We start from the raw sequence: 21,035 nt of genomic DNA, 5'->3' as shown, positions 1-21,035 counted from the left end.
AAATTAGCTGTCAATGCAGCAACGGTTTTTTTAGCGTGGAAATAAAACGGTTACGGCAGCCCAAAAAGCGTATTTGTGAGCTGCCGCAAATAAATGGCTGGATTGTAATTTAATTGTTACGGACCGGGCGGCCCGTAATTGACGTCATTATTTTCCGGAATAGCGTTTCGATATTTTAGCGGCCATCCGACTTAATAAGGGTTCGAGGGCCAGCGCCAGCAACATTTTCAGCGGACGTCTGGCGACAGACTTCACTGCCCACCCTGCGACGCCCGCCGGGCCGTAACGCAGCGCGGTCAGAAGTACCAGCTTACCTGCTATTTTCATACCGGGCTTCACCTTCTGCCCGGCGCGTTGCCAGCGATTATTCATCAAAACGTTTCTCCTCAGTTACAGCTGACGAAAACGGCTGCGTAAGGTAAAGGTATCGGAGGTGACATAGCGCTCCATTTCACGTAAGCGCTTCTCCCCCGCTGCCAGCTCTTGATCGACCGCATCCAGTAGCTCGCCGCTCGTCGGCTGACCATCGCCTGCCGCCAGGTTATCCGGCATCGGGTCGAGTGCAAAAGACAGAATGATGTAAGCGACAAGCGTAAAAAACGCCAGCCCGAAAAAGATCGACAGGACGACTAATATCCGTACCAGTTTAGTCGGCACGTTCAGGTACTGCGCGATACCGGCGCATACTCCCCGCAACATGCCCTGCTGCGGAATGCGCCACAATTTTTTATTCAGATTGATACCACCCATCAGCGGTCCCTCCAGTGCGGATGCTCTGCATCAAGAATATCTTCCAGCGCCTTAATACGCTCGCGCATACGCTGCGCCTCGTCGCTCAGCTGAGCTAAACGCTGCTGCTCGTTTTGCGAAAGTTCGCCACGGCCGGAACGGTTGCTGTAATGCAGCCACAACCAAATCGGCAGCACGAACAGCACGAAAATGGTTAACGGAATGGCCAGAAATAGCGCGCTCATGTGTACTCCTTACAGGTGATGAACGGCGGCGCATTCAGACGCCGCCAGATCTTATTATTGCTTGTCTTGCTGCATTTTGGCTTTCAGTTGTGCCAGCTGCTCGCTGATTTCATCATCCGCTTTCAGGTCGGCAAACTGCTGATCCAGCGTTTTCTGTTTGCCAAAGCCGTGGCTTTCCGCCTCTGCTTCCATTTGATCGATGCGACGCTCAAATGATTCGAAACGCGCCATCGCCTCATCGATTTTGCCGCTGTCGAGCTGACGGCGCACGTCGCGGGACGAACTTGCCGCCTGGTGGCGCAGCATCAGCGCCTGCTGACGAGCGCGGGTTTCGCTGAGTTTATTCTCCAGCTCGCCAATCTCTTTCTTCATCCGCGTCAGCGTATCTTCCACCAGCGTCACTTCCTGCTCCAGCGTGACGATCAGGTCGGTCAGCTTCTGTTTTTCGATCAGTGCGGAGCGGGCCAGATCCTCTTTATCTTTACGCAGCGCCAGTTCGGCTTTTTCCTGCCACTCAGCCTGCTGAGCGGTGGCCTGCTCAATGCGGCGCGTAAGCTGTTTCTTTTCCGCCAGCGCACGGGCGGAGTTGGAACGTACTTCAACCAGCGTATCTTCCATTTCCTGAATCATCAGGCGAACCAGCTTCTGCGGATCTTCCGCTTTCTCAAGCAGCGCGTTGATGTTGGCGTTCACGATATCGGCAAAACGAGAAAAAATACCCATAATTCAATCCTCACAATTATTAGATGTCGGGCGGTGCCCTGCTGATTATCTAATACAATCTGCGTGCCAACTTTTTAAGCCTTTGTTTTATAACTTTATGTACAGATTTACCTCAGCCTGAAAACAGAGTAAAGTGGTGAAACAGACCAACATTTGGCGAAATTCATCATGGCGGAATACAAAGATAACCTTTTAGGCGAAGCCAATAGCTTTCTGGAAGTGCTGGAGCAGGTATCCCGCCTCGCGCCGCTGGACAAGCCGGTACTGATCATCGGTGAACGGGGGACCGGGAAAGAGCTTATCGCCAATCGCCTGCATTATCTCTCCTCTCGCTGGCAGGGGCCTTTCATCTCCCTTAACTGTGCCGCGCTGAACGAAAACCTGCTCGACAGCGAGCTGTTTGGTCATGAAGCCGGCGCGTTTACCGGCGCGCAAAAGCGCCATCCCGGTCGTTTCGAGCGCGCCGACGGCGGGACGCTGTTTCTTGATGAACTGGCGACGGCGCCGATGCTGGTGCAGGAAAAACTGCTGCGGGTGATTGAATATGGCGAACTGGAGCGGGTCGGCGGCAGCCAGCCTTTGCAGGTTAACGTGCGGCTGGTCTGCGCCACCAACGCCGATCTTCCGGCGCTGGTGAAGGAAGGCGCTTTTCGCGCCGACCTGCTGGACCGGCTGGCGTTTGATGTGGTGCTGCTGCCGCCGCTGCGTGAGCGGCAGAGTGACATCATGCTGATGGCGGATCACTTTGCCATTCAGATGTGCCGGGAAATGGGTCTGCCTTTATTCCCGGGATTCACCGACCGCGCCAGAGAAACGCTGCTGAATTACGCATGGCCCGGCAATATCCGCGAGTTAAAGAACGTGGTTGAGCGCTCGGTATACCGTCATGGCACCAGCGATACGCCGCTTGATGAGATTGTGATCGATCCGTTTAAGCGTGAGGCGCCAGCGATAACGGCACAGGCCGACGTCGCCGCTTCAGGTCCCGCCCTGCCCCTTGATTTGCGCGAATTTCAACAGCAGCAGGAAAAGACGCTCCTGCAAACGAGCCTGCAGCAGGCGAAATTTAACCAGAAGCGGGCCGCGGAACTGCTCGGGCTTACCTATCATCAGCTGCGCGCCTTGCTTAAAAAACATCAGATTTAGCGATTACTGCCACCTGATCGCGCATATTTACGTCAGTTGCCCGTCGTGATTTTTACCTGGCGGGCCGAAGTGCGATACACTTTGCAAATCGAATCTAAAAACCTTAAAAATTATGCGCCTGGTTTTATCGTCTCTGATCGTGATGGCTGGACTTCTGAGTGGTCAGGCTGCTGCTGCGCCTGAATCCACGCCGACCACAGATATCCGCAACAGCGGTTTTGTCTATTGCGTCAGCGGGCAGGTCAATACCTTCAATCCGCAGAAAGCAAGCAGCGGCCTGATCGTCGACACGCTTGCCGCGCAGCTGTATGACCGGCTGCTGGATGTCGATCCCTATACCTATCGGCTGGTGCCGGAGCTGGCGGCAAGCTGGGAAGTGCTGGATAACGGCGCGACCTATCGTTTCCACCTGCGCCGCGACGTCGCCTTTCAAAAAACGCCCTGGTTTACGCCAACCCGCAAGCTGAATGCGGATGATGTGGTCTTTACCTTCCAGCGCATTTTTGATCGCGGGCATCCCTGGCATAACGTCAACGGCGGCAACTTTCCTTATTTCGACAGCCTGCAGTTTGCCGATAACGTGCAAAGCGTGCGTAAACTCGATAATCACACCGTCGAGTTTCGCCTCTCGCAGCCGGACGCCTCCTTCTTATGGCACCTGGCGACCCACTATGCGTCGGTGATGTCCGCGGAATACGCGGCGCAGCTTGCCGGAGTGGATCGTCAGGAACAGCTCGACAGACAGCCGGTAGGAACCGGGCCGTTTCAGCTGTCTGAATACCGGGCCGGGCAGTACATTCGCCTGCAACGGCACGATAAATTCTGGCGCGGCACGCCGCTGATGCCGCAGGTGGTCGTGGATTTAGGCTCCGGCGGCACCGGGCGCTTATCGAAACTATTGACCGGGGAATGCGATGTCCTTGCCTGGCCCGCCGCCAGTCAGTTGACCATCCTGCGCGACGATCCGCGCCTGCGCCTGACCCTGCGTCCCGGCATGAACATCGCCTATCTGGCGTTCAATACCGATAAGCCGCCGCTCAATAACCCCGCGGTACGCCATGCGCTGGCGCTGGCCATTAATAATCAGCGGCTGATGCAGTCGATCTATTACGGCACAGCGGAAACGGCGGCCTCAATTTTACCGCGCGCCTCATGGGCCTATGACAGCGAGGCCAAAATTACTGAATACAATCCGGCCAAATCGCGCGAGCAGTTAAAGGCGCTGGGGCTGGAGAATCTGACGCTGCAACTGTGGGTGCCAACCAGTTCACAGGCCTGGAACCCCAGCCCGTTGAAAACGGCTGAACTGATTCAGGCGGATATGGCGCAGGTGGGGGTGAAGGTGGTGATTGTGCCGGTGGAAGGACGTTTTCAGGAGGCGCGGCTGATGGATATGAATCACGATCTGACCCTATCCGGCTGGGCGACCGACAGTAACGATCCGGACAGTTTTTTCCGTCCTCTGCTGAGCTGCGCCGCCATTCATTCGCAGACCAATTTTGCCCACTGGTGTAACCCGGCGTTTGATCGCGTGTTGCGTAAGGCCCTCTCTTCACAGCAGCTTTCCGCGCGCATCGACGCCTACGGCGAGGCGCAGAATATTCTCGCCGACGAGCTGCCGATCCTGCCGCTCGCCTCTTCATTGCGCCTGCAGGCGTACCGTTACGATATTAAGGGGCTGGTGCTCAGCCCGTTTGGCAACGCTTCCTTCGCCGGCGTGTCGCGCGAAGCTATTGAAGAGGTGAAACAACCATGATTATCTTCACCTTGCGCCGCCTGCTGCTGCTGATGGTCACCCTTTTCTTCCTGACCTTTATCGGCTTTAGCCTGAGCTATTTCACGCCGCACGCGCCGCTTCAGGGCGCATCGCTGTGGAACGCGTGGGTCTTCTGGTTTGGCGGCCTGCTTCACTGGGACTTCGGCGTCTCCAGCATTAACGGTCAGCTCATCTCCGAGCAGCTTAAAGAGGTCTTTCCCGCCACGATGGAGCTGTGTACTCTCGCCTTTGGTTTTGCGCTGATGGTGGGGATCCCGGTCGGTATGCTGGCGGGCATCACCCGCAACAAATGGCAGGATCGTTTAATCAGCGCCCTCGCCCTGCTCGGCTTCTCGATTCCCGTCTTCTGGCTGGCGCTGCTGCTGACGCTGTTCTTTTCCCTGACGCTCGGCTGGCTGCCGGTATCGGGTCGCTTCGATCTGCTATACGAAGTGAAACCCGTCACCGGGCTGGCGATCGTTGACGCCTGGCTCTCTGACTCTCCCTGGCGCGATGAGATGGTGATGAGCGCGCTGCGACATATGGTGCTGCCGGTGCTGACGCTCGCGGTCGCACCGACCACGGAAGTGATCCGCCTGATGCGCATCAGCACCATTGATGTGTTTGACCAGAACTATATCAAGGCGGCGGCGACGCGCGGCCTCTCCAGGTTCACCATTCTGCGCCGCCACGTCCTGCATAACGCGCTGCCGCCGGTTATCCCGCGCCTTGGGCTACAGTTTTCAACCATGCTGACCCTGGCGATGATTACCGAGATGGTCTTTAGCTGGCCGGGGCTTGGCCGCTGGTTAATCAACGCCATTCGCCAGCAGGACTATGCAGCGATTTCGGCGGGGGTGATGGTGATCGGATCGCTGGTCATTATTGTTAACGTAATTTCCGATATTCTGGGTGCTATGGCTAACCCTCTGAAACATAAGGAATGGTATGCCTTACGATAGCGTTTATAGCGAAAAGCGCCCACCGGGAACGCTGCGCACCGCGTGGCGCAAATTTTACAGCGATACCCCGGCAATGATCGGCCTGTATGGCTGCGCCGGGCTGGCGCTGCTGTGTCTGTTCGGCGGCTGGTTCGCGCCCTATGGCATCGATCAGCAGTTCCTCGGCTACCAGCTACTGCCGCCCTCCTGGTCGCGCTATGGCGAAGTCTCGTTCTTTCTCGGCACAGACGATCTCGGGCGTGACGTGCTCAGCCGTCTGCTCAGCGGCGCGGCCCCGACGGTGGGCGGCGCGTTTATCGTCACGGTCGCGGCGACGCTTTGCGGCCTGCTGCTGGGCGTGGTGGCCGGCGCTACCCACGGCCTGCGCTCGGCGGTGCTGAACCATATTCTTGATACGCTGCTGTCGATTCCTTCGCTGCTGCTGGCCATCATCGTGGTGGCCTTCGCAGGGCCGCATCTGGGCCATGCGATGTTTGCCGTCTGGCTGGCGCTGCTGCCGAGAATGGTGCGCTCAGTTTACAGCATGGTGCATGACGAACTGGAAAAAGAGTACGTTATCGCCGCGCGGCTTGACGGCGCAACCACGCTGAATATCCTCTGGTTTGCCGTGCTGCCCAATATTACCGCCGGGCTGGTCACGGAGATCACCCGCGCGCTGTCGATGGCGATTCTGGATATTGCGGCGCTCGGCTTTCTCGATCTCGGCGCGCAGCTTCCTTCGCCGGAATGGGGCGCAATGCTTGGCGACGCGCTGGAGTTGATTTACGTCGCGCCGTGGACGGTGATGCTGCCCGGCGCCGCTATTATGATTAGCGTGCTGCTGGTCAATCTGCTTGGCGACGGCGTGCGTCGCGCCATCATTGCGGGGGTGGAATAATGCCGTTACTCGATATCCGCAATTTGACCATTGAATTTAAAACCGGCGACGAGTGGGTGAAAGCCGTCGACCGCGTCAGCATGACCTTAAGCGAGGGGGAAATTCGCGGGCTGGTGGGCGAATCCGGCTCCGGCAAAAGCCTGATCGCGAAAGCCATCTGCGGCGTGGCGAAAGATAACTGGCGCGTCACCGCCGATCGCATGCGCTTTGACGACATTGACCTGCTGCGCCTCTCCCCGCGCGAACGCCGCAAGCTGGTGGGGCATAACGTGTCGATGATTTTCCAGGAGCCGCAGTCGTGTCTTGACCCGTCGGAACGTGTCGGGCGGCAGTTAATGCAAAACATCCCCGCCTGGACCTACAAGGGCCGTTGGTGGCAGCGTTTCGGCTGGCGCAAGCGCCGGGCCATTGAACTGCTGCACCGCGTGGGGATTAAAGATCATAAAGATGCGATGCGCAGCTTCCCGTATGAGTTGACCGACGGCGAATGTCAAAAGGTGATGATCGCCATTGCGCTGGCAAACCAGCCGCGCCTGCTGATCGCCGATGAGCCGACGAACGCGATGGAACCGACCACCCAGGCGCAAATTTTCCGCCTGCTGACGCGTTTAAACCAGAACAGCAATACCACCATTTTGCTGATCAGCCACGACCTGCAAATGCTCAGCCAGTGGGCGGATAAAATTAACGTGCTGTACTGTGGGCAAACGGTTGAAACCGCGCCGAGCAGAGAGCTGGTGACCATGCCGCACCATCCGTACACGCAGGCGCTGATCCGCGCGATCCCTGACTTTGGCAGTGCCATGCCGCATAAAAGTCGTCTGAATACCTTGCCGGGGGCCATCCCTCTGCTGGAGCAATTACCGATAGGCTGCCGTCTGGGGCCGCGCTGCCCGTATGCGCAACGAGAATGCATTGAGACGCCACGTCTGACCGGACCGAAAAACCATCTTTTCGCCTGTCATTTCCCGCTGAACATGGAGAGAGAGTGAGATGGTCGAAACCTTACTCGAAGTGCGTAATCTGAGTAAAACCTTCCGCTATCGCACCGGCTGGTTTCGACGTCAGACCGTGGAGGCGGTGAAGCCGTTGAGCTTTACCCTGCGTGAGCGCCAGACGCTGGCGATCATTGGCGAGAACGGCTCCGGTAAGTCGACGCTGGCGAAAATGCTGGCCGGAATGGTCGAACCGAGCGGCGGCGAACTGCTGATTGACGATCATCCGCTGAACTTTGGCGATTACTCCTTTCGCAGCCAGCGCATCCGGATGATTTTTCAGGACCCGTCGACATCGCTCAACCCGCGCCAGCGTATCTCGCAAATTCTCGATTTCCCGCTGCGTCTGAATACTGATCTGGAGCCGGAGCAGCGCCGTAAGCAGATTATTGACACCATGCGTATGGTTGGCCTGCTGCCCGATCACGTCAGCTACTATCCGCACATGCTGGCGCCGGGGCAGAAGCAGCGTCTCGGTCTGGCGCGGGCGCTGATTTTACGCCCGAAGGTCATCATTGCCGATGAGGCGCTGGCTTCGCTCGATATGTCGATGCGCTCGCAGTTAATTAACCTGATGCTGGAATTGCAGGAGAAACAGGGTATCTCTTATATTTACGTCACCCAGCACCTTGGCATGATGAAACACATCAGCGATCAGGTTTTAGTTATGCATCAGGGCGAGGTGGTGGAGCGCGGCAGTACCGCCGACGTTCTGGCCTCGCCGCTGCATGAACTGACGAAGCGTTTAATCGCCGGTCACTTTGGCGAGGCGCTAACCGCCGATGCGTGGCGAAAAGATCGCTAAACGACTTCAGGCAGTGGTCGGATTAACTCTCCCGGCGTCTCGTGTTAGAATCGCCGCGTTTTAACGACGCCGGGCCCCGATAGCGGCCCGGCGCCACAACAATAACATAAGGATTTAAGCTATGGGTTTTCTTTCCGGTAAGCGTATTCTGGTAACCGGTCTTGCCAGCAAACTGTCCATCGCCTGGGGGATCGCTCAGGCGATGCACCGCGAAGGCGCTGAACTGGCGTTCACCTACCAGAACGACAAACTGAAAGGCCGCGTGGAAGAATTTGCTGCCCAACTGGGTTCCAGCATCGTTCTGCAGTGCGATGTGGCGGAAGATGAAAGCATCGAAACGATGTTCGCTGAACTGAGCAAAGCCTGGCCGAAATTTGACGGCTTCGTGCACTCTATCGGCTTCGCGCCTGGCGACCAGCTGGACGGCGACTACGTGAACGCGGTTACCCGCGAAGGCTTTAAAATTGCCCACGACATCAGCTCCTACAGCTTTGTGGCAATGGCGAAAGCATGCCGCGCCATGCTGAATCCGGGTTCTGCCCTGCTGACCCTCTCCTATCTGGGCGCAGAGCGCGCTATCCCGAACTACAACGTGATGGGGCTGGCGAAAGCGTCTCTGGAAGCCAACGTCCGCTATATGGCGAACGCAATGGGTCCGGAAGGGGTGCGCGTGAACGCCATTTCCGCCGGTCCAATCCGTACCCTGGCCGCATCCGGCATTAAAGATTTCCGTAAAATGCTGGCGCACTGCGAAGCCGTTACCCCGATTCGCCGTACCGTTACCATAGAAGACGTGGGTAACTCCGCGGCGTTCCTGTGCTCCGATCTCTCCGGCGGTATTTCCGGCGAAGTGGTTCATGTGGACGGCGGCTTCAGCATCGCTGCGATGAACGAACTGGAACTGAAATAATCCTCAGCGTTCCTCCCCGGGCGGCGCGATGCCGCCCTGCTTTTCCCCCTTTCTGCCGCAATATGCCTTTTTGCTATTTATTATCACGCAACAATCTTTTGTCCCTCCCCCCGCTTACGCCAGGATAAAGCAGCGAAAACGATCCGGCGTGATTCGACCACGACGTGTCCGGGTCGCCACATACAGACCAAGGAACGCCCATGGAACAACGCCGATTCAACGGCAAAGGCCAGTGGTATCATGAAACCCAGTCCAGCAGTTGGCCGCAGGAGGTTTTGCCGCTGGTGCCGGAAGCCGCTCACGTTGACGATCGATTCCTGCTTGATTTAACCCTCCCCGATGAGACGCTGCGGCCTTTTCAGGCGTGGCTACAGCCCGCCCGGCAGCTGGCGGATGAGCTGTTCCCTGACCACGTCCCGCTCAGCCGCCTGCACACCTTTAGCGCCTATGAGCGCATGAGCACCGCGCTGACCGTCGCGCAGGTCTGCGGCGTACAGCGTCTGTGCAACCATTATGCCGCCCGGCTGACGCCGCTTCCCGGTCCGGACTCATCGCGGGAAAGCAATCACCGGCTGGCGCAAATAACCCAGTATGCCCGTCAGCTTGCCAGCTCGCCGTCGGTGATTGACGCCCGCGCCCGTCAGCAGCTGGCTGACGTCGGGCTGTCCAGCTGGGATATCACCCTGTTTAACCAGATTATCGGCTTTGTCGGCTTTCAGGCGCGGGTGGTGGCGATTTTTCAGGCACTGACCGGCCAGTCCGTACGCTGGATGCCGGGCCTGAATGCCCAGACCTTCGCCGACGAATCGCTGTTTCAGACGGCTGGGGTCGGCTGGTATCCGGCGCATGAGCCGTCTGAACAACGCTATGCCAGCGCGGAACAGCGTGAATGCCTTTCCCGTTTTCAGTCGTTTACGGAGTTACAGTCGCTTGCGCCAAATCTGATTCATCAGCCAACGCTGCTTGCGCTACTGGCCGCGCTGCTGAAAAGCACGCTGCGCGGCCACTCCGATGAGCACCAGTTCGCCGCCCTGATGACCGCGCGGATAAACGGCAGCGTAAGCTGTTTTAATGAGCAGGCGACGCAGCGCGGCCTTACGCCGGAAATCGTTGATACGCTGCGACAACACGAACGTGAAATTGAACGCTGGGAGCGACATCATCCGGTTGAGCGTCCCTTGTCACAGGCGATACAATTGCTGACGCGCGCGCCGGACCGTTTTAGCGCCGCACAGCTCGCCCCGCTCATTGAGCGAAGCGCGTCCATGATTCAGGCGATCAATCTGCTGGGCTGGTGCGGCCTGTGCGGCTGGCTGAACCGTCTGAAAATCGCGCTGGGTGAGACACGTTAACCTCGCCAATGGCATAAAGAGCGCTTGCCGCATCAGGTAGTTTCGCGTAAAACTGTCAGCCGCTCTTTTGGCCACGAAAATAGACAAATATGTTTCAGGATAACCCGCTGCTAGCGCAGCTTAAACAGCAACTGCATTCCCAGACGCCGCGAGCTGAAGGGGTGGTAAAAGCCACGGAAAAAGGCTTTGGCTTCCTGGAAGTCGATGCGCAGAAAAGTTACTTCATCCCGCCGCCGCAAATGAAAAAAGTGATGCATGGCGACCGGGTTATCGCAGTGATCCATACCGACAAAGACCGCGAGTCAGCGGAGCCGGAAGAACTGGTAGAGCCGTTCCTGACCCGCTTCGTGGGGAGAGTTCAGGGCAAAAACGATCGCCTGTCTGTAGTGCCGGATCATCCGCTGCTTAAAGACGCCATTCTCTGCCGCGCCGCGCGCGGCGTCACGCATGAATTTAAAGAAGGCGACTGGGCCGTCGCGGAAATGCGCCGTCATCCGCTGAAAGGCGACCGCTCCTTCTACGCCGAATTAACGCAATTTATTACCTTCGGCGACGATCACTTTGTTCCGTGGTGGGTAACGCTGGCGCGGCACAATCTGGAAAAAGAGGCGCCGGACGGCGTGGCGAGCGAAATGCTGGACGAAGGTCTGGCGCGTCAGGATCTGACCGCGCTCAATTTTGTCACCATTGACAGCGCCAGCACCGAAGATATGGATGATGCGCTGTACGCCGAAGAGCTGGCCGACGGCAGACTGCAACTGACCGTCGCCATTGCCGACCCGACCGCGTGGATCGCGGAAGGCAGCAAACTGGATAAGACGGCGAAACTTCGCGCGTTCACCAACTACCTGCCGGGATTCAACATCCCGATGCTGCCACGCGAACTGTCGGACGACCTGTGCTCGCTGCGTCCGCATGAAGTGCGCCCGGTGCTCGCCTGCCGCATGACGCTTGCCGAAGATGGCGCCATTGAGGATGATATCGTTTTCTTTGCCGCCACGATTGAGTCAAAAGCTAAACTGGCTTACGACAATGTCTCTGACTGGCTGGAAAATAGCGGAGACTGGCAGCCGGCAAGCGAAGATATCGCCCGCCAGATCCGCCTGCTGCAACGCATTTGCCTGAGCCGCGGCGAGTGGCGTCATGCCCATGCGCTGGTCTTTAAAGATCGTCCGGACTACCGCTTCATTCTTGGTGAAAAAGGTGAAGTGCTGGATATCGTCGCTGAGCCGCGCCGCATTGCCAACCGTATCGTTGAAGAGGCGATGATCGCCGCCAATATCTGCGCCGCACGCGTCCTGCGCGATAAGCTGGGCTTTGGTATCTACAACGTCCATACCGGTTTTGATCCGGCGAACACGGAAGCGCTGGCGGCGCTGCTGAAAAACCATGACGTGCATGTCGACCCGCAGGAAGTACTGACGCTGGAAGGCTTCTGTAAACTGCGCCGCGAACTGGACGCACAGCCCTCCGGCTTCCTTGACAGTCGCATTCGCCGCTTCCAGTCCTTTGCTGAAATCAGCACTGAACCGGGCCCGCACTTTGGCCTCGGTCTGGAAGCTTACGCCACCTGGACTTCGCCGATTCGTAAGTACGGCGATATGATCAACCATCGCCTGCTGAAAGCGGTGATTAAAGGTGAAAATATCGCACGTCCGCAGGACGACGTGACCACTCAGATGGCAGAGCGTCGCCGCCTGAACCGCATGGCGGAACGCGACGTCGGTGACTGGCTGTATGCCCGCTTCCTGAAGGATAAAGCCGGTACCGATACCCGTTTCGCCGCTGAAATCATTGATATCAGCCGCGGCGGAATGCGCGTGCGCCTGGTGGATAACGGCGCGGTCGCCTTTATTCCGGCGCCGTTCCTGCACGCCGTTCGCGACGAACTGGTTTGCAGCCAGGAAAGCGGCACCGTGCAGATTAAAGGTGAAACGGTGTATAAAGTGACGGACGTCATTGATGTCACCATCGCCGAAGTGCGGATGGAAACCCGCAGCGTTATCGCCCGTCCGGTTGCCTGACGCCCACACGCCAACGGCCTTTCCTGCACGGGAAGGCCGTTTTCTTTCGCATCCTGTCTTTTTTCTCCCACGCTACTCATTCTGACCAGCGGATATATTTTCTTTTTTCGCTGGGCTTTTCGCCAGTTGTGAATTACAAATAAATATATAAGCAAAACAAGATGTTCTGCTGCTCTTAACCCTATATTTATCGCGGCTAACCTCGCCATGAGGAAGATCTGCGCTGTGGATGGGATGGTGTCTGTCATGAATGATATTCGGCGAAACGCGACGTTATATAGTGAGATGGGTACGCAAAGCCTTTTCTGGCGATTGTCAGATGAGACTGACGACCTGTGGCTCTCCGTGAGCGAAACCGCGGAACGCGTTGAAACAATTACCCTTTCGCCGGAGCAAGCTGAACGCATTCGTGAAATGACGGTCATTACCTCCAGCCTGATGTTGATCCTGCCGGTCGACGGCAGCGAACTGCCGGTACACCTGGTGGGACGTAAAACCGGCCATCACGCGTGGGCGGGCAGCGCCAGCGCCTGGCATGACACCCCTTCCGTCGCGCGCGATCTGATGAAAGGACTGGCGTTTGCCGAGCAGGTGGTTTCAGAAGCCAATTCGGCGATCGTGATCCTCGACAGCCACGGCAACATCCAGCGCTTTAACCGTCTGTGTGAAGAGTACACCGGACTTAAAGAGCAGGAGGTGATTGGCCAGAGCGTATTCAGGCTATTTATGAGCAAGCGGGAAGCCGCGGCTTCACGGCGCAATATCAGCGGCTTCTTTCGCAACGGCAGCGCTTATGAGATTGAACGCTGGGTAAAGACGCGTAAAGGGCAGCGCCTGTTTCTGTTTCGCAATAAATTCGTCCACAGCGGCAGCGGTAAGAATGAAATTTACCTTATCTGCTCCGGTATTGATATCACCGAGGAGCGGCGCGCCCAGGAGCGCCTGCGCGTGCTGGCGAATACGGACACCATCACCGGTTTGCCAAACCGCAACGCCATCCATGAGCTGATTAATGAGGCCATTGCCAATGCCAGTGGCGGTCAGGTGGGCATTGTTTATCTCGATCTCGACAACTTCAAAAAGGTCAACGACGCCTACGGACATATGTTTGGCGACCAGCTTTTACAGGCGGTGTCATTAGCGCTGCTGAGCTGTCTGGAAGAGAACCAGATCCTCGCGCGGCTGGGGGGCGACGAATTTATCGTGCTCGCCAGCCATACGTCGCAAAGTTCCCTTGAAGCCGTCGCCTCACGCATACTGACCCGTCTGCGTCAGCCTTTTCGCATTGGCCTGCCGGAAGTGTATACCGGCTGTTCGGTGGGCATCGCAATGGCCCCCCAGCACGGGGAGGATAGTCACAGCCTGATCCGCAATGCCGATACGGCAATGTACACGGCGAAAGAAGGCGGACGGGGGCAGTTTTGCGTCTTCTCGCCGGAAATGAATGAACGGGTATTCGAATACCTGTGGCTGGACACGCATCTGCGCAAAGCGCTGGAAAACGACCAGCTGCTGATTCACTATCAGCCCAAAGTCACCTGGCGGGGCGAAGTCCGTAGCCTCGAAGCGCTGGTGCGCTGGCAGTCGCCGGAACGGGGCCTTATCGCGCCCGGAGAGTTTATCTCCTACGCTGAGGAGTCAGGGCTCATCGTGCCGCTTGGGCGCTGGGTGCTCCTCGACGTGGTGCGCCAGGTGGCGAAGTGGCGCGATAAGGGGATCAATCTGCGGGTGGCGGTCAATATCTCTGCCCGCCAGCTTGCGGATCAGACGATCTTCACCGACCTGAAGCAGGTGCTGCATGAGCTGAATTTTGAATACTGCCCTATTGATGTGGAGCTGACCGAAAGCTGTCTGATTGAAAACGAATCTCTCGCCCTGTCCGTGATCCAGCAATTCAGTCAGCTTGGCGCGCAGGTGCATCTCGACGATTTCGGCACCGGTTATTCTTCTCTTTCGCAGCTGACGCGCTTTCCCATTGATGCCATCAAACTGGATCAGATCTTTGTCAGGGATATTCATAAAAAATCGGTCTCCCAATCGATGGTGCGCGCTATCGTCGCCGTGGCGCAGGCGCTGAATCTTCAGGTCATTGCCGAAGGAGTGGAAAGCGTCAAAGAGGATGCGTTCCTGACCAAAAACGGCGTTAACGAAAGGCAGGGCTTTCTATTTGCTAAGCCGATGCCTGCTGCCGTCTTTGAACGCTGGTATAAGCGTCATCTCAATAAAAAAATGCGTCAGGCCGGCGCGTAACCGATAAAAAGGAAACGGAAAATTGCGCTTTTCACTGCATTCATGTCCCTGTGTAATAACAGAAATTGTCAGAAACCCAATCGCTCTTGGCGAAGCTGAATTTTCCCTTCTCTTTTGCCGACATTTTTTGCATCATTAAATTAATTCTACATCCAACGAAGGATCCCCCATGTCTGATATTGACGCCAAACGGGTTGCTGAAAGAATTGATACAGTGCTGGATATCCTGGTGGCCGGTGATTACCACTCCGCCATCCATAATCTTGAAATTCTGAAGGCGGAGCTGCTGAGCCAGGCGCCGGAGGATTCCGCATCATCAACGCCCCGTCCCAAAGCCCCGTGGGAAATCTGATGTTTCGCGCGTGTCCTGGCATTCTGCCTGCGCAGAGGGCCAGCGCCGTATGTGTTTAATCCCCGGTATGCTACGACTTTAAAAACGAAAATTATGAATTCCCGACAACAATCCATTTTGCAGATGGTGATTGATAAAGGCCAGATGAGCGTCTCAGAGCTGGCAAAAATCACCGGCGTTTCTGAAGTAACCATTCGCCAGGATTTGAACACCCTGGAAAAGCAAAGCTTTCTGCGTCGCGCTCACGGTTTTGCCGTTTCGCTGGACAGCGAAGATGTCGAAACCCGTATGATGACCAACTATACCCTCAAGCGCCAGCTGGCGGAGTATGCGGCGTCGCTGGTAAGCCCCGGCGAGACCGTCTTTATCGAAAACGGTAGCAGCAATGCCCTGCTGGCGAGAACCCTGGCCGGGCTGAAGGATGTCACGATCATCACGGTAAGTTGCTATATCGCACATTTGCTGAAAGAAACGCCGTGCGAAGTCATTCTGCCTGGCGGCATCTACCAGAAGAAAAGCGAAAGTATGGTCGGGCCGCTTACCCGTCAGTTCATTCAGCAGGTGCACTTCAGTAAAGCCTTTATTGGCATCGACGGCTGGCAGAGCGGGACCGGTTTTACCGGGCGCGATATGATGCGCGCCGATGTGGTCAATGCGGTGCTGGAAAAAGGCACTGAAGCTATTGTGTTGACGGACAGCTCTAAGTTCGGCGTCGTTCATCCCTACACGTTGGGTCCGATGGAAAGATTCAGCCGCGTTATCACCGATGCGAAAATCAACGGCAGCGATCGGCTGCAAATGGAACGCAATGGCCTGACCGTCGATATTGTCGATGCCGCTTAAGGGCGAGCGCAAATGATTTGCCCTGCCGATCGTTTGCGCTTGAGAGGATTCTTACTCCTGAATTAAGACTATTTACCTGTTGTTAACAGGCGAAGGTTGTAAAATTAATATTAGCGATATAACAGGAAGTGACTATCACCTGCGTGATATTACCCTGCGCACTAAAGTTTCACGAACATTCTCTTATTACTGGATATTTTAACTATAGTTAAAGAGAGCTGCCATTCGTGAATCGTTAATTCAGGAGAAAGTATTATGTTTGTAACGAGCAAAAAAATGACCGCTGCCGTACTGGCAATTACTCTGGCAATGTCTCTGAGCGCATGCTCTAACTGGTCCAAACGTGACCGCAACACCGCCATTGGCGCGGGCGCAGGCGCTCTGGGCGGCGCAGTCCTGACGGACGGCAGCACCCTGGGTACCCTGGGCGGCGCCGCAGTCGGTGGCGTTATCGGCCATCAGGTAGGTAAATAATCGTAAAGCCTCTGCGATTGACCGGCTCGATATATAATACGTTTTATTCTTTTCTGGTCTGCACTACACCAAAGTAAACCATGAATATAAAAGCCACGACATCAGGTCGTGGCTTTTCATTATCCAGGTTAGCCTGGGCTGATTACCCGCCGGCCAGTTTCACTTTCATCCCTTTTGCTTCCAGCAGCGTTTTAATTAAGTCTCGTTTATCGCCCTGGATTTCAATCACGCCATCTTTAACGGCGCCGCCGCAGCCACATTTCTTTTTGAGTTCTGCCGCCAGTTTGCCCAGTTCGCTATCGTCGAGCTCGACGCCAGTGATAAGGCAGACGCCTTTTCCTTTTCGTCCGCTGGTCTGACGCTGAATGCGGACAATCCCGTCCCCTTTGGCACGAACCGGCGTCGCTTTAGGTTCCTCGATACGTCCGCTATCGGTCGAGTAAACCAGACGGCTGTTTGAATCGTTCATTTACTCCCCCGCCTTAAGTGAGGCGTTTATCGCCTGTAATGCCTGCGACGGGTTGTCCGCCCGGGTAACGGGACGGCCAATGACCATATAATCCACGCCAGCCGCCAGCGCCTGCTCCGGGGTCATGATGCGACGCTGATCACCAGCATCGCTGCCCTGCGGACGAATTCCCGGCGTGACAAGTTTGAAATCACGACCAAACGCCTGCTTAAAACGCACCGCTTCCTGCGCCGAACAGACCACCCCATCCAGACCACATTTTTGCGTCAGCGCCGCCAGGCGTTCGGCATGTTGCGCGGGTGACGACGTCACGCCCAGATCGGCAAGGTCGCTCGCTTCCATACTGGTTAAGACCGTCACCGCAATCAGTAACGGCGCATCTTTACCAAACGGCAACAGCGCTTCACGGGCGGCAGTCATCATTCTCGCCCCGCCCGACGCATGGACGTTTACCATCCAGACGCCAAGATCCGCCGCCGCGGCAACCGCATGGGCGGTTGTGTTCGGGATATCATGAAATTTCAGGTCCAGAAAGATCTCAAAGCCACGCTGCTGAAGCTCGCGTACCAGCTGCGGTCCAAACAGCGTAAACATCTCTTTGCCCACTTTCAGCCGACAATCGCGCGGGTCGATGCGGTCAACAAACGCCAGCGCTTTATCACGGTCATTATAATCAAGGGCAACAACCACGGGAGAAGAAGTAACAGCGCGGGGAGAAGATGGAGCAGTAACCGTCATAACCAGACCTTTTGCCAGCAAATGGATAAACGGCCAGCATTCTACCTGTGAGACGCAGAAATTAACAGACGCCATTTTTCAACTGCTAAGCTTTGCGGCTGCGTGGTCGCAGTAATCGGTAATAAATACTCAATAGGATGTTGTAACTAAAATAAGCGCTTTTTAAAAATTACAGGCCGTCAAGCCCGCGAATAGGCTTGATTGTCGACCATGCGCGGCAAGACGGGCAATGCCAGTACAGGGTATAGGCGGTAAATCCGCACTTTGAGCAACGGTAGCGCGGTTTGCTGCGTACCTGCTCGCCCACCATGTCGCGCAGCACCATCAGACTCTCTTTCGCCCGCCCCTCTTCCGCCTCGTTGAGATGGTAGTCCATCAGCTTATGGAACACGCGCATCGTTGGATGGCGCTGAAGCTGGCGCGTAATATAGACCTGCGCGGTATCGTGTCCCTCGCGGGCTTCCAGAATATCGGCGAGCATGAGTTCGGCGGCGGCGCCGGTATTCTCTTCTACCGCGCGGCGCAGAAACTCCACCCACTCTTCGTTTTTACCCAACTGCTGATAGCAGGTTTGCAACATCTCCAGCGTTTCGCTGACCAGCTCTTTATCCTGGGAAATCACCCGCTGAAGCGACTCGACCGCTTTCGCATAGTCGCCCTTCGCCATCCAGACGCGCCCCATCATAATCGATACCCTGGCGCTGTTCTTGTCCGCCGCGGCGCCTTTTTTCAGCAGCGTCATCGCGCGATCGAGATCGTCGCCGGCCATTTGCTGCAATGCCAGTTCGCAGTAGAAGTGCGCAATCTCGACGCGCTGCTTCTCTTTGCCTAGCTTGACCAGCCGCTCTGCGACCTCTATCGCCTTCTGCCAGTCGCTGGTGGCCTGATAAATTTGCAGCAGCTGCTGCAGCGCGCCGACGCGAAAATCCGTTTCGTCGGTAAGCTGGTTGAACATATCTTCCGCCCGGTCATACAGTCCGGCGGCCATATAGTCGCGACCAAGCTGTTGCACGGCAAGCAGACGCTGCTCATAGGTGAGAGACGCGCTTTCCATCAGGGTCTGGTGGATGCGAATTGCGCGATCGACTTCACCACGCGAGCGGAACAAATTTCCGAGCGTAAGATGGGCCTCAACGGTGCCGGTATCCTCTTTTAACATGTCGAGGAACAGATCCACCGCCTTATCCTGTTGGTTGCTCAGGAGGAAGTTAACCCCGGCGACGTAATCGCGCGACAGGCGGTTAGCCTCATCCTGTTTTGTTTGTTGCGCACTTCTGCGGCCCATATACCAGCCGTAAGCGGCCGCCACAGGCAACAGCAGAAACAACAGCTCCAGCATAAACCGTTATTCCCTGACGACCGGCGTAGTACCCGGCGTTACCACAACGTCAGCGGCAGGCGTTAGCTGGTTTTCCAGTCGTTTGATTTTACGTTCAGCGCGCGCCAGAGAAACACGAACCCGCAGCCAGAACAGGCCGCAGACCAACCAGCCAATGGCGAAACCCGCGGCAAACAAAACGGCCAGCAAGGTAGAGATGCGATACTCCCCCTGCGCCAGCAGATAATTAAATGTAACCTGCTGATCGTTTTGCGCTCCCAACGTTACCGAGATAACAAAAATCGCCAACACCAGTAAGAAAATGAGTAAATATTTCACATTACTTCCCGTTATGTGGTTTAAGCGGATAAATCGTGTGCAACTTATCGCATTTAGCCCTTTAAATTACCATTTTCACGGCGAGTGCGAAATGGAAAAGCGTTCGGCCTTCCTGTGATTTAAGGGCTAAATACGCAAATTCAACCGGCATCAGCTTTCTGATTCGCGCTGCGCGATCTCCTGTTGCTCTTCCGGCGGCGGCGTAAGCGGGCCGCAGATCCGCTGGGCAAGCCATGTTGCCAGGGTCACCAGCGCCCATGAAATCAGCGTTGCGACCAGCAGATCGCGCGGCCAGTGCATACCCAGCAGCAGACGGCTGCCCATCACGCCCGTCGCCCAGACCAGTAAGATCGCGATGGTCAGAGTTCGCCTGCGCGGCCATAACAGCCCCACGGCTAACAGCGCCCAGCTGGCGGCAAACATGGTATGGCCGGAAGGAAATGCGAAGCCGGTCTCTTTTTGCCAGTGCTGGCGCAGAAACTCCGGAATATCCTGCTCGGTAGAAAGTTGCTCTCTGACCAGGTCGCCACGCGCCTTACGTTTTAAAGTGTAGAACTCATCCACCGGAATATGGTGCGTTTTTTCCAGCCAGATAACAAAAGGACGCGGTTCCTGCGCATGCGCTTTCACCCAAGACTTCACCCCCTGCCCGACCAGGATCGCGGCGGCCAGGATAGTAAAGAGCATCAGCGCCGCTTTAAGACGAAAACGTAAACACCAGAAAAACCATGCGCAGAGGAGCACATGGGTGATGATTCCCCAGGGTTGCGTCACCGTTTCGGTTATCCAGTACATTGTTTTCAGCCACCAGTTGTCTTGACCTGGCTGCCAGCGCCACCCGGAGACCCACACGGCAACAGGCATAATCAGCAGTAATCCCGCACCCGTTGCGGTACGTTTTGCAATCGACAGCATGAACACCTCTTTTACCGATAAGTCCCACAATCATAACTGAAAAACCGCCCGCCCGGTAAAATTGACAGATTTGTGCCATTCCCCGAGCGATAGCATGGCAGCAATTAGGTGAACGCCGTCGCCTTATGGCAAAATAAGGCGATAAGCCAACAGGCGACGGCACAACATCGCGTGCCGGTATTATCTGGAGAAACACATGCAGCTTAAACGAGTGGCAGAAGCCAAACTGCCAACCCCATGGGGCGATTTCCTGATGGTGGGTTTTGAAGAACTGGCAACCGGACACGATCACGTCGCGTTAGTGTATGGTGATATTTCAGGCCAGACGCCGGTTCTGGCGCGTGTCCATTCAGAATGTCTGACGGGCGACGCTCTGTTCAGTCTGCGCTGCGACTGTGGTTTTCAGCTGGAAGCCGCGCTGGCGCACATTGCGGAAGAAGGACGCGGGATCCTGCTATATCACCGTCAGGAGGGGCGAAACATTGGCCTGCTGAATAAAATTCGCGCCTATGCGTTGCAGGATCAGGGCTATGACACGGTGGAAGCCAACCATCAGTTAGGCTTTGCCGCCGATGAGCGCGATTTCACCCTTTGCGCGGATATGTTCAAACTGCTGGGCGTTGATGAGGTCCGCCTGCTGACCAATAACCCCAAAAAAGTGGAAATTCTCACCGAAGCGGGAATTAATATCGTTGAGCGCGTGCCGCTGATCGTCGGGCGCAATCCCAACAATGAGCACTATCTGGACACCAAAGCCGCTAAAATGGGCCATCTGCTGGGTAAAGAGAACTGAGCCGCCGCCCGGCAAATTAA

23 protein-coding genes are annotated in these 21,035 nt (G+C 56.2%); 14 read left to right on the top strand and 9 right to left on the bottom strand.

Features of this window, described 5'->3' with window-relative positions; genetic code table 11:
* Positions 1-147: 147 nt before the first annotated feature.
* From pspD to pspA, 4 genes are read right to left on the bottom strand one after another with little or no spacing between them, the layout of a single operon-like run.
* A complete protein-coding gene (gene pspD, locus K7R23_RS17955; protein WP_024132684.1) occupies positions 148-372 on the bottom strand; it encodes a phage shock protein PspD in 225 nt (74 codons plus the stop codon).
* A gap of 18 nt (positions 373-390) precedes the next feature.
* Positions 391-750 carry an envelope stress response membrane protein PspC gene (gene pspC, locus K7R23_RS17950; RefSeq protein WP_012905946.1) on the bottom strand — a complete coding sequence of 120 codons (360 nt, stop codon included), beginning with the start codon at positions 748-750 and terminating at the stop codon, positions 391-393.
* Complete coding sequence (gene pspB / locus K7R23_RS17945; protein ID WP_012905947.1) at positions 750-974, bottom strand: envelope stress response membrane protein PspB; 225 nt, start codon at positions 972-974, stop codon at positions 750-752. Before pspB ends, pspC begins: the two co-directional genes overlap by 1 nt.
* 54 nt (positions 975-1,028) lie before the next feature.
* Complete coding sequence (gene pspA, locus K7R23_RS17940) at positions 1,029-1,697, bottom strand: phage shock protein PspA (protein WP_012905948.1); 669 nt, start codon at positions 1,695-1,697, stop codon at positions 1,029-1,031.
* A gap of 168 nt (positions 1,698-1,865) precedes the next feature.
* Here pspA and pspF point away from each other — a divergent pair, with 168 nt between their 5' ends.
* From pspF to osmB, 13 genes are all read left to right on the top strand, one after another.
* Positions 1,866-2,843 carry a phage shock protein operon transcriptional activator gene (pspF, locus tag K7R23_RS17935; protein WP_012905949.1) on the top strand — a complete coding sequence of 326 codons (978 nt, stop codon included), beginning with the start codon at positions 1,866-1,868 and terminating at the stop codon, positions 2,841-2,843.
* A 112-nt stretch (positions 2,844-2,955) separates the two neighbouring features.
* A complete protein-coding gene (gene sapA / locus K7R23_RS17930; RefSeq protein WP_012905950.1) occupies positions 2,956-4,599 on the top strand; it encodes an ABC transporter substrate-binding protein SapA in 1,644 nt (547 codons plus the stop codon).
* Complete coding sequence (gene sapB / locus K7R23_RS17925) at positions 4,596-5,561, top strand: peptide ABC transporter permease SapB (RefSeq protein WP_012905951.1); 966 nt, start codon at positions 4,596-4,598, stop codon at positions 5,559-5,561. The genes sapA and sapB overlap by 4 nt, the downstream gene beginning before the upstream one ends.
* Positions 5,548-6,438 carry a peptide ABC transporter permease SapC gene (gene sapC, locus K7R23_RS17920; RefSeq protein ID WP_012905952.1) on the top strand — a complete coding sequence of 297 codons (891 nt, stop codon included), beginning with the start codon at positions 5,548-5,550 and terminating at the stop codon, positions 6,436-6,438. Before sapB ends, sapC begins: the two co-directional genes overlap by 14 nt.
* Positions 6,438-7,430: a peptide ABC transporter ATP-binding protein SapD gene (gene sapD, locus K7R23_RS17915; RefSeq protein WP_012905953.1), complete on the top strand. Its 993-nt coding sequence runs from the start codon at positions 6,438-6,440 to the stop codon at positions 7,428-7,430. The genes sapC and sapD overlap by 1 nt, the downstream gene beginning before the upstream one ends.
* Before the next feature lies 1 nt (position 7,431).
* The gene (gene sapF / locus K7R23_RS17910) at positions 7,432-8,238 is read left to right on the top strand and encodes a peptide ABC transporter ATP-binding protein SapF (RefSeq protein WP_012905954.1); all 807 of its coding nucleotides are present in this window, start codon (positions 7,432-7,434) and stop codon (positions 8,236-8,238) included.
* A gap of 121 nt (positions 8,239-8,359) precedes the next feature.
* On the top strand, positions 8,360-9,148 hold the full coding sequence (gene fabI, locus K7R23_RS17905; RefSeq protein ID WP_012905955.1) for an enoyl-ACP reductase FabI: 789 nt from the start codon (positions 8,360-8,362) through the stop codon (positions 9,146-9,148).
* A gap of 200 nt (positions 9,149-9,348) precedes the next feature.
* Complete coding sequence (locus tag K7R23_RS17900) at positions 9,349-10,500, top strand: carboxymuconolactone decarboxylase family protein (protein ID WP_012905956.1); 1,152 nt, start codon at positions 9,349-9,351, stop codon at positions 10,498-10,500.
* An 89-nt stretch (positions 10,501-10,589) separates the two neighbouring features.
* Positions 10,590-12,524, top strand: a complete 1,935-nt coding sequence (locus tag K7R23_RS17895) for an exoribonuclease II (protein ID WP_012905957.1) — start codon at positions 10,590-10,592, stop codon at positions 12,522-12,524.
* 246 nt (positions 12,525-12,770) lie between these two features.
* Positions 12,771-14,774, top strand: coding sequence for a cyclic di-GMP phosphodiesterase (pdeR, locus tag K7R23_RS17890; protein ID WP_012905958.1), 2,004 nt, complete (start codon positions 12,771-12,773; stop codon positions 14,772-14,774).
* Between the two features lie 169 nt (positions 14,775-14,943).
* Complete coding sequence (locus K7R23_RS17885) at positions 14,944-15,126, top strand: YciZ family protein (RefSeq protein ID WP_024132686.1); 183 nt, start codon at positions 14,944-14,946, stop codon at positions 15,124-15,126.
* 93 nt (positions 15,127-15,219) lie between these two features.
* On the top strand, positions 15,220-15,969 hold the full coding sequence (gene yciT / locus K7R23_RS17880) for a DNA-binding transcriptional regulator YciT (protein WP_012905960.1): 750 nt from the start codon (positions 15,220-15,222) through the stop codon (positions 15,967-15,969).
* A gap of 255 nt (positions 15,970-16,224) precedes the next feature.
* Positions 16,225-16,443: an osmotically-inducible lipoprotein OsmB gene (gene osmB / locus K7R23_RS17875; RefSeq protein ID WP_000498253.1), complete on the top strand. Its 219-nt coding sequence runs from the start codon at positions 16,225-16,227 to the stop codon at positions 16,441-16,443.
* 142 nt (positions 16,444-16,585) lie between these two features.
* Here osmB and yciH read toward each other — a convergent pair whose 3' ends face one another.
* From yciH to pgpB, 5 genes are all read right to left on the bottom strand, one after another.
* Complete coding sequence (gene yciH / locus K7R23_RS17870) at positions 16,586-16,912, bottom strand: stress response translation initiation inhibitor YciH (protein WP_012905961.1); 327 nt, start codon at positions 16,910-16,912, stop codon at positions 16,586-16,588.
* Positions 16,913-17,650 (bottom strand): orotidine-5'-phosphate decarboxylase, encoded by a 738-nt coding sequence (gene pyrF, locus K7R23_RS17865; protein WP_012905962.1) that lies wholly within the window; start codon positions 17,648-17,650, stop codon positions 16,913-16,915.
* Between the two features lie 169 nt (positions 17,651-17,819).
* On the bottom strand, positions 17,820-18,989 hold the full coding sequence (lapB, locus tag K7R23_RS17860; protein WP_012905963.1) for a lipopolysaccharide assembly protein LapB: 1,170 nt from the start codon (positions 18,987-18,989) through the stop codon (positions 17,820-17,822).
* A gap of 6 nt (positions 18,990-18,995) precedes the next feature.
* Positions 18,996-19,307 carry a lipopolysaccharide assembly protein LapA gene (lapA, locus tag K7R23_RS17855; RefSeq protein WP_012905964.1) on the bottom strand — a complete coding sequence of 104 codons (312 nt, stop codon included), beginning with the start codon at positions 19,305-19,307 and terminating at the stop codon, positions 18,996-18,998.
* A gap of 150 nt (positions 19,308-19,457) precedes the next feature.
* Positions 19,458-20,222 carry a phosphatidylglycerophosphatase B gene (gene pgpB, locus K7R23_RS17850; RefSeq protein ID WP_012905965.1) on the bottom strand — a complete coding sequence of 255 codons (765 nt, stop codon included), beginning with the start codon at positions 20,220-20,222 and terminating at the stop codon, positions 19,458-19,460.
* Positions 20,223-20,418: 196 nt separating this feature from the next.
* Here pgpB and ribA point away from each other — a divergent pair, with 196 nt between their 5' ends.
* A complete protein-coding gene (ribA, locus tag K7R23_RS17845) occupies positions 20,419-21,015 on the top strand; it encodes a GTP cyclohydrolase II (protein WP_012905966.1) in 597 nt (198 codons plus the stop codon).
* Positions 21,016-21,035 lie beyond the last annotated feature (20 nt).

It is taken from the genome of Citrobacter rodentium NBRC 105723 = DSM 16636 (assembly GCF_021278985.1).
Classification (GTDB): Bacteria; Pseudomonadota; Gammaproteobacteria; order Enterobacterales; family Enterobacteriaceae; genus Citrobacter_A; species Citrobacter_A rodentium.
This window is presented reverse-complemented; position numbering and strand designations above follow the sequence as displayed.

Coding starts and splice junctions, on each gene's coding strand:
- pspD (WP_024132684.1), bottom strand. CDS start 372: ATGAATAATCGCTGGCAACGCGCCGGGCAGAAGGTGAAGCCCGGTATG.
- sapC (WP_012905952.1), top strand. CDS start 5,548: ATGCCTTACGATAGCGTTTATAGCGAAAAGCGCCCACCGGGAACGCTG.
- pspA (WP_012905948.1), bottom strand. CDS start 1,697: ATGGGTATTTTTTCTCGTTTTGCCGATATCGTGAACGCCAACATCAAC.
- K7R23_RS17895 (WP_012905957.1), top strand. CDS start 10,590: ATGTTTCAGGATAACCCGCTGCTAGCGCAGCTTAAACAGCAACTGCAT.
- ribA (WP_012905966.1), top strand. CDS start 20,419: ATGCAGCTTAAACGAGTGGCAGAAGCCAAACTGCCAACCCCATGGGGC.
- pdeR (WP_012905958.1), top strand. CDS start 12,771: ATGAATGATATTCGGCGAAACGCGACGTTATATAGTGAGATGGGTACG.
- pspF (WP_012905949.1), top strand. CDS start 1,866: ATGGCGGAATACAAAGATAACCTTTTAGGCGAAGCCAATAGCTTTCTG.
- pspC (WP_012905946.1), bottom strand. CDS start 750: ATGGGTGGTATCAATCTGAATAAAAAATTGTGGCGCATTCCGCAGCAG.
- pyrF (WP_012905962.1), bottom strand. CDS start 17,650: ATGACGGTTACTGCTCCATCTTCTCCCCGCGCTGTTACTTCTTCTCCC.
- lapB (WP_012905963.1), bottom strand. CDS start 18,989: ATGCTGGAGCTGTTGTTTCTGCTGTTGCCTGTGGCGGCCGCTTACGGC.
- K7R23_RS17900 (WP_012905956.1), top strand. CDS start 9,349: ATGGAACAACGCCGATTCAACGGCAAAGGCCAGTGGTATCATGAAACC.
- yciT (WP_012905960.1), top strand. CDS start 15,220: ATGAATTCCCGACAACAATCCATTTTGCAGATGGTGATTGATAAAGGC.
- pgpB (WP_012905965.1), bottom strand. CDS start 20,222: ATGCTGTCGATTGCAAAACGTACCGCAACGGGTGCGGGATTACTGCTG.
- sapD (WP_012905953.1), top strand. CDS start 6,438: ATGCCGTTACTCGATATCCGCAATTTGACCATTGAATTTAAAACCGGC.
- K7R23_RS17885 (WP_024132686.1), top strand. CDS start 14,944: ATGTCTGATATTGACGCCAAACGGGTTGCTGAAAGAATTGATACAGTG.
- pspB (WP_012905947.1), bottom strand. CDS start 974: ATGAGCGCGCTATTTCTGGCCATTCCGTTAACCATTTTCGTGCTGTTC.
- yciH (WP_012905961.1), bottom strand. CDS start 16,912: ATGAACGATTCAAACAGCCGTCTGGTTTACTCGACCGATAGCGGACGT.
- osmB (WP_000498253.1), top strand. CDS start 16,225: ATGTTTGTAACGAGCAAAAAAATGACCGCTGCCGTACTGGCAATTACT.
- sapA (WP_012905950.1), top strand. CDS start 2,956: ATGCGCCTGGTTTTATCGTCTCTGATCGTGATGGCTGGACTTCTGAGT.
- sapF (WP_012905954.1), top strand. CDS start 7,432: ATGGTCGAAACCTTACTCGAAGTGCGTAATCTGAGTAAAACCTTCCGC.
- sapB (WP_012905951.1), top strand. CDS start 4,596: ATGATTATCTTCACCTTGCGCCGCCTGCTGCTGCTGATGGTCACCCTT.
- fabI (WP_012905955.1), top strand. CDS start 8,360: ATGGGTTTTCTTTCCGGTAAGCGTATTCTGGTAACCGGTCTTGCCAGC.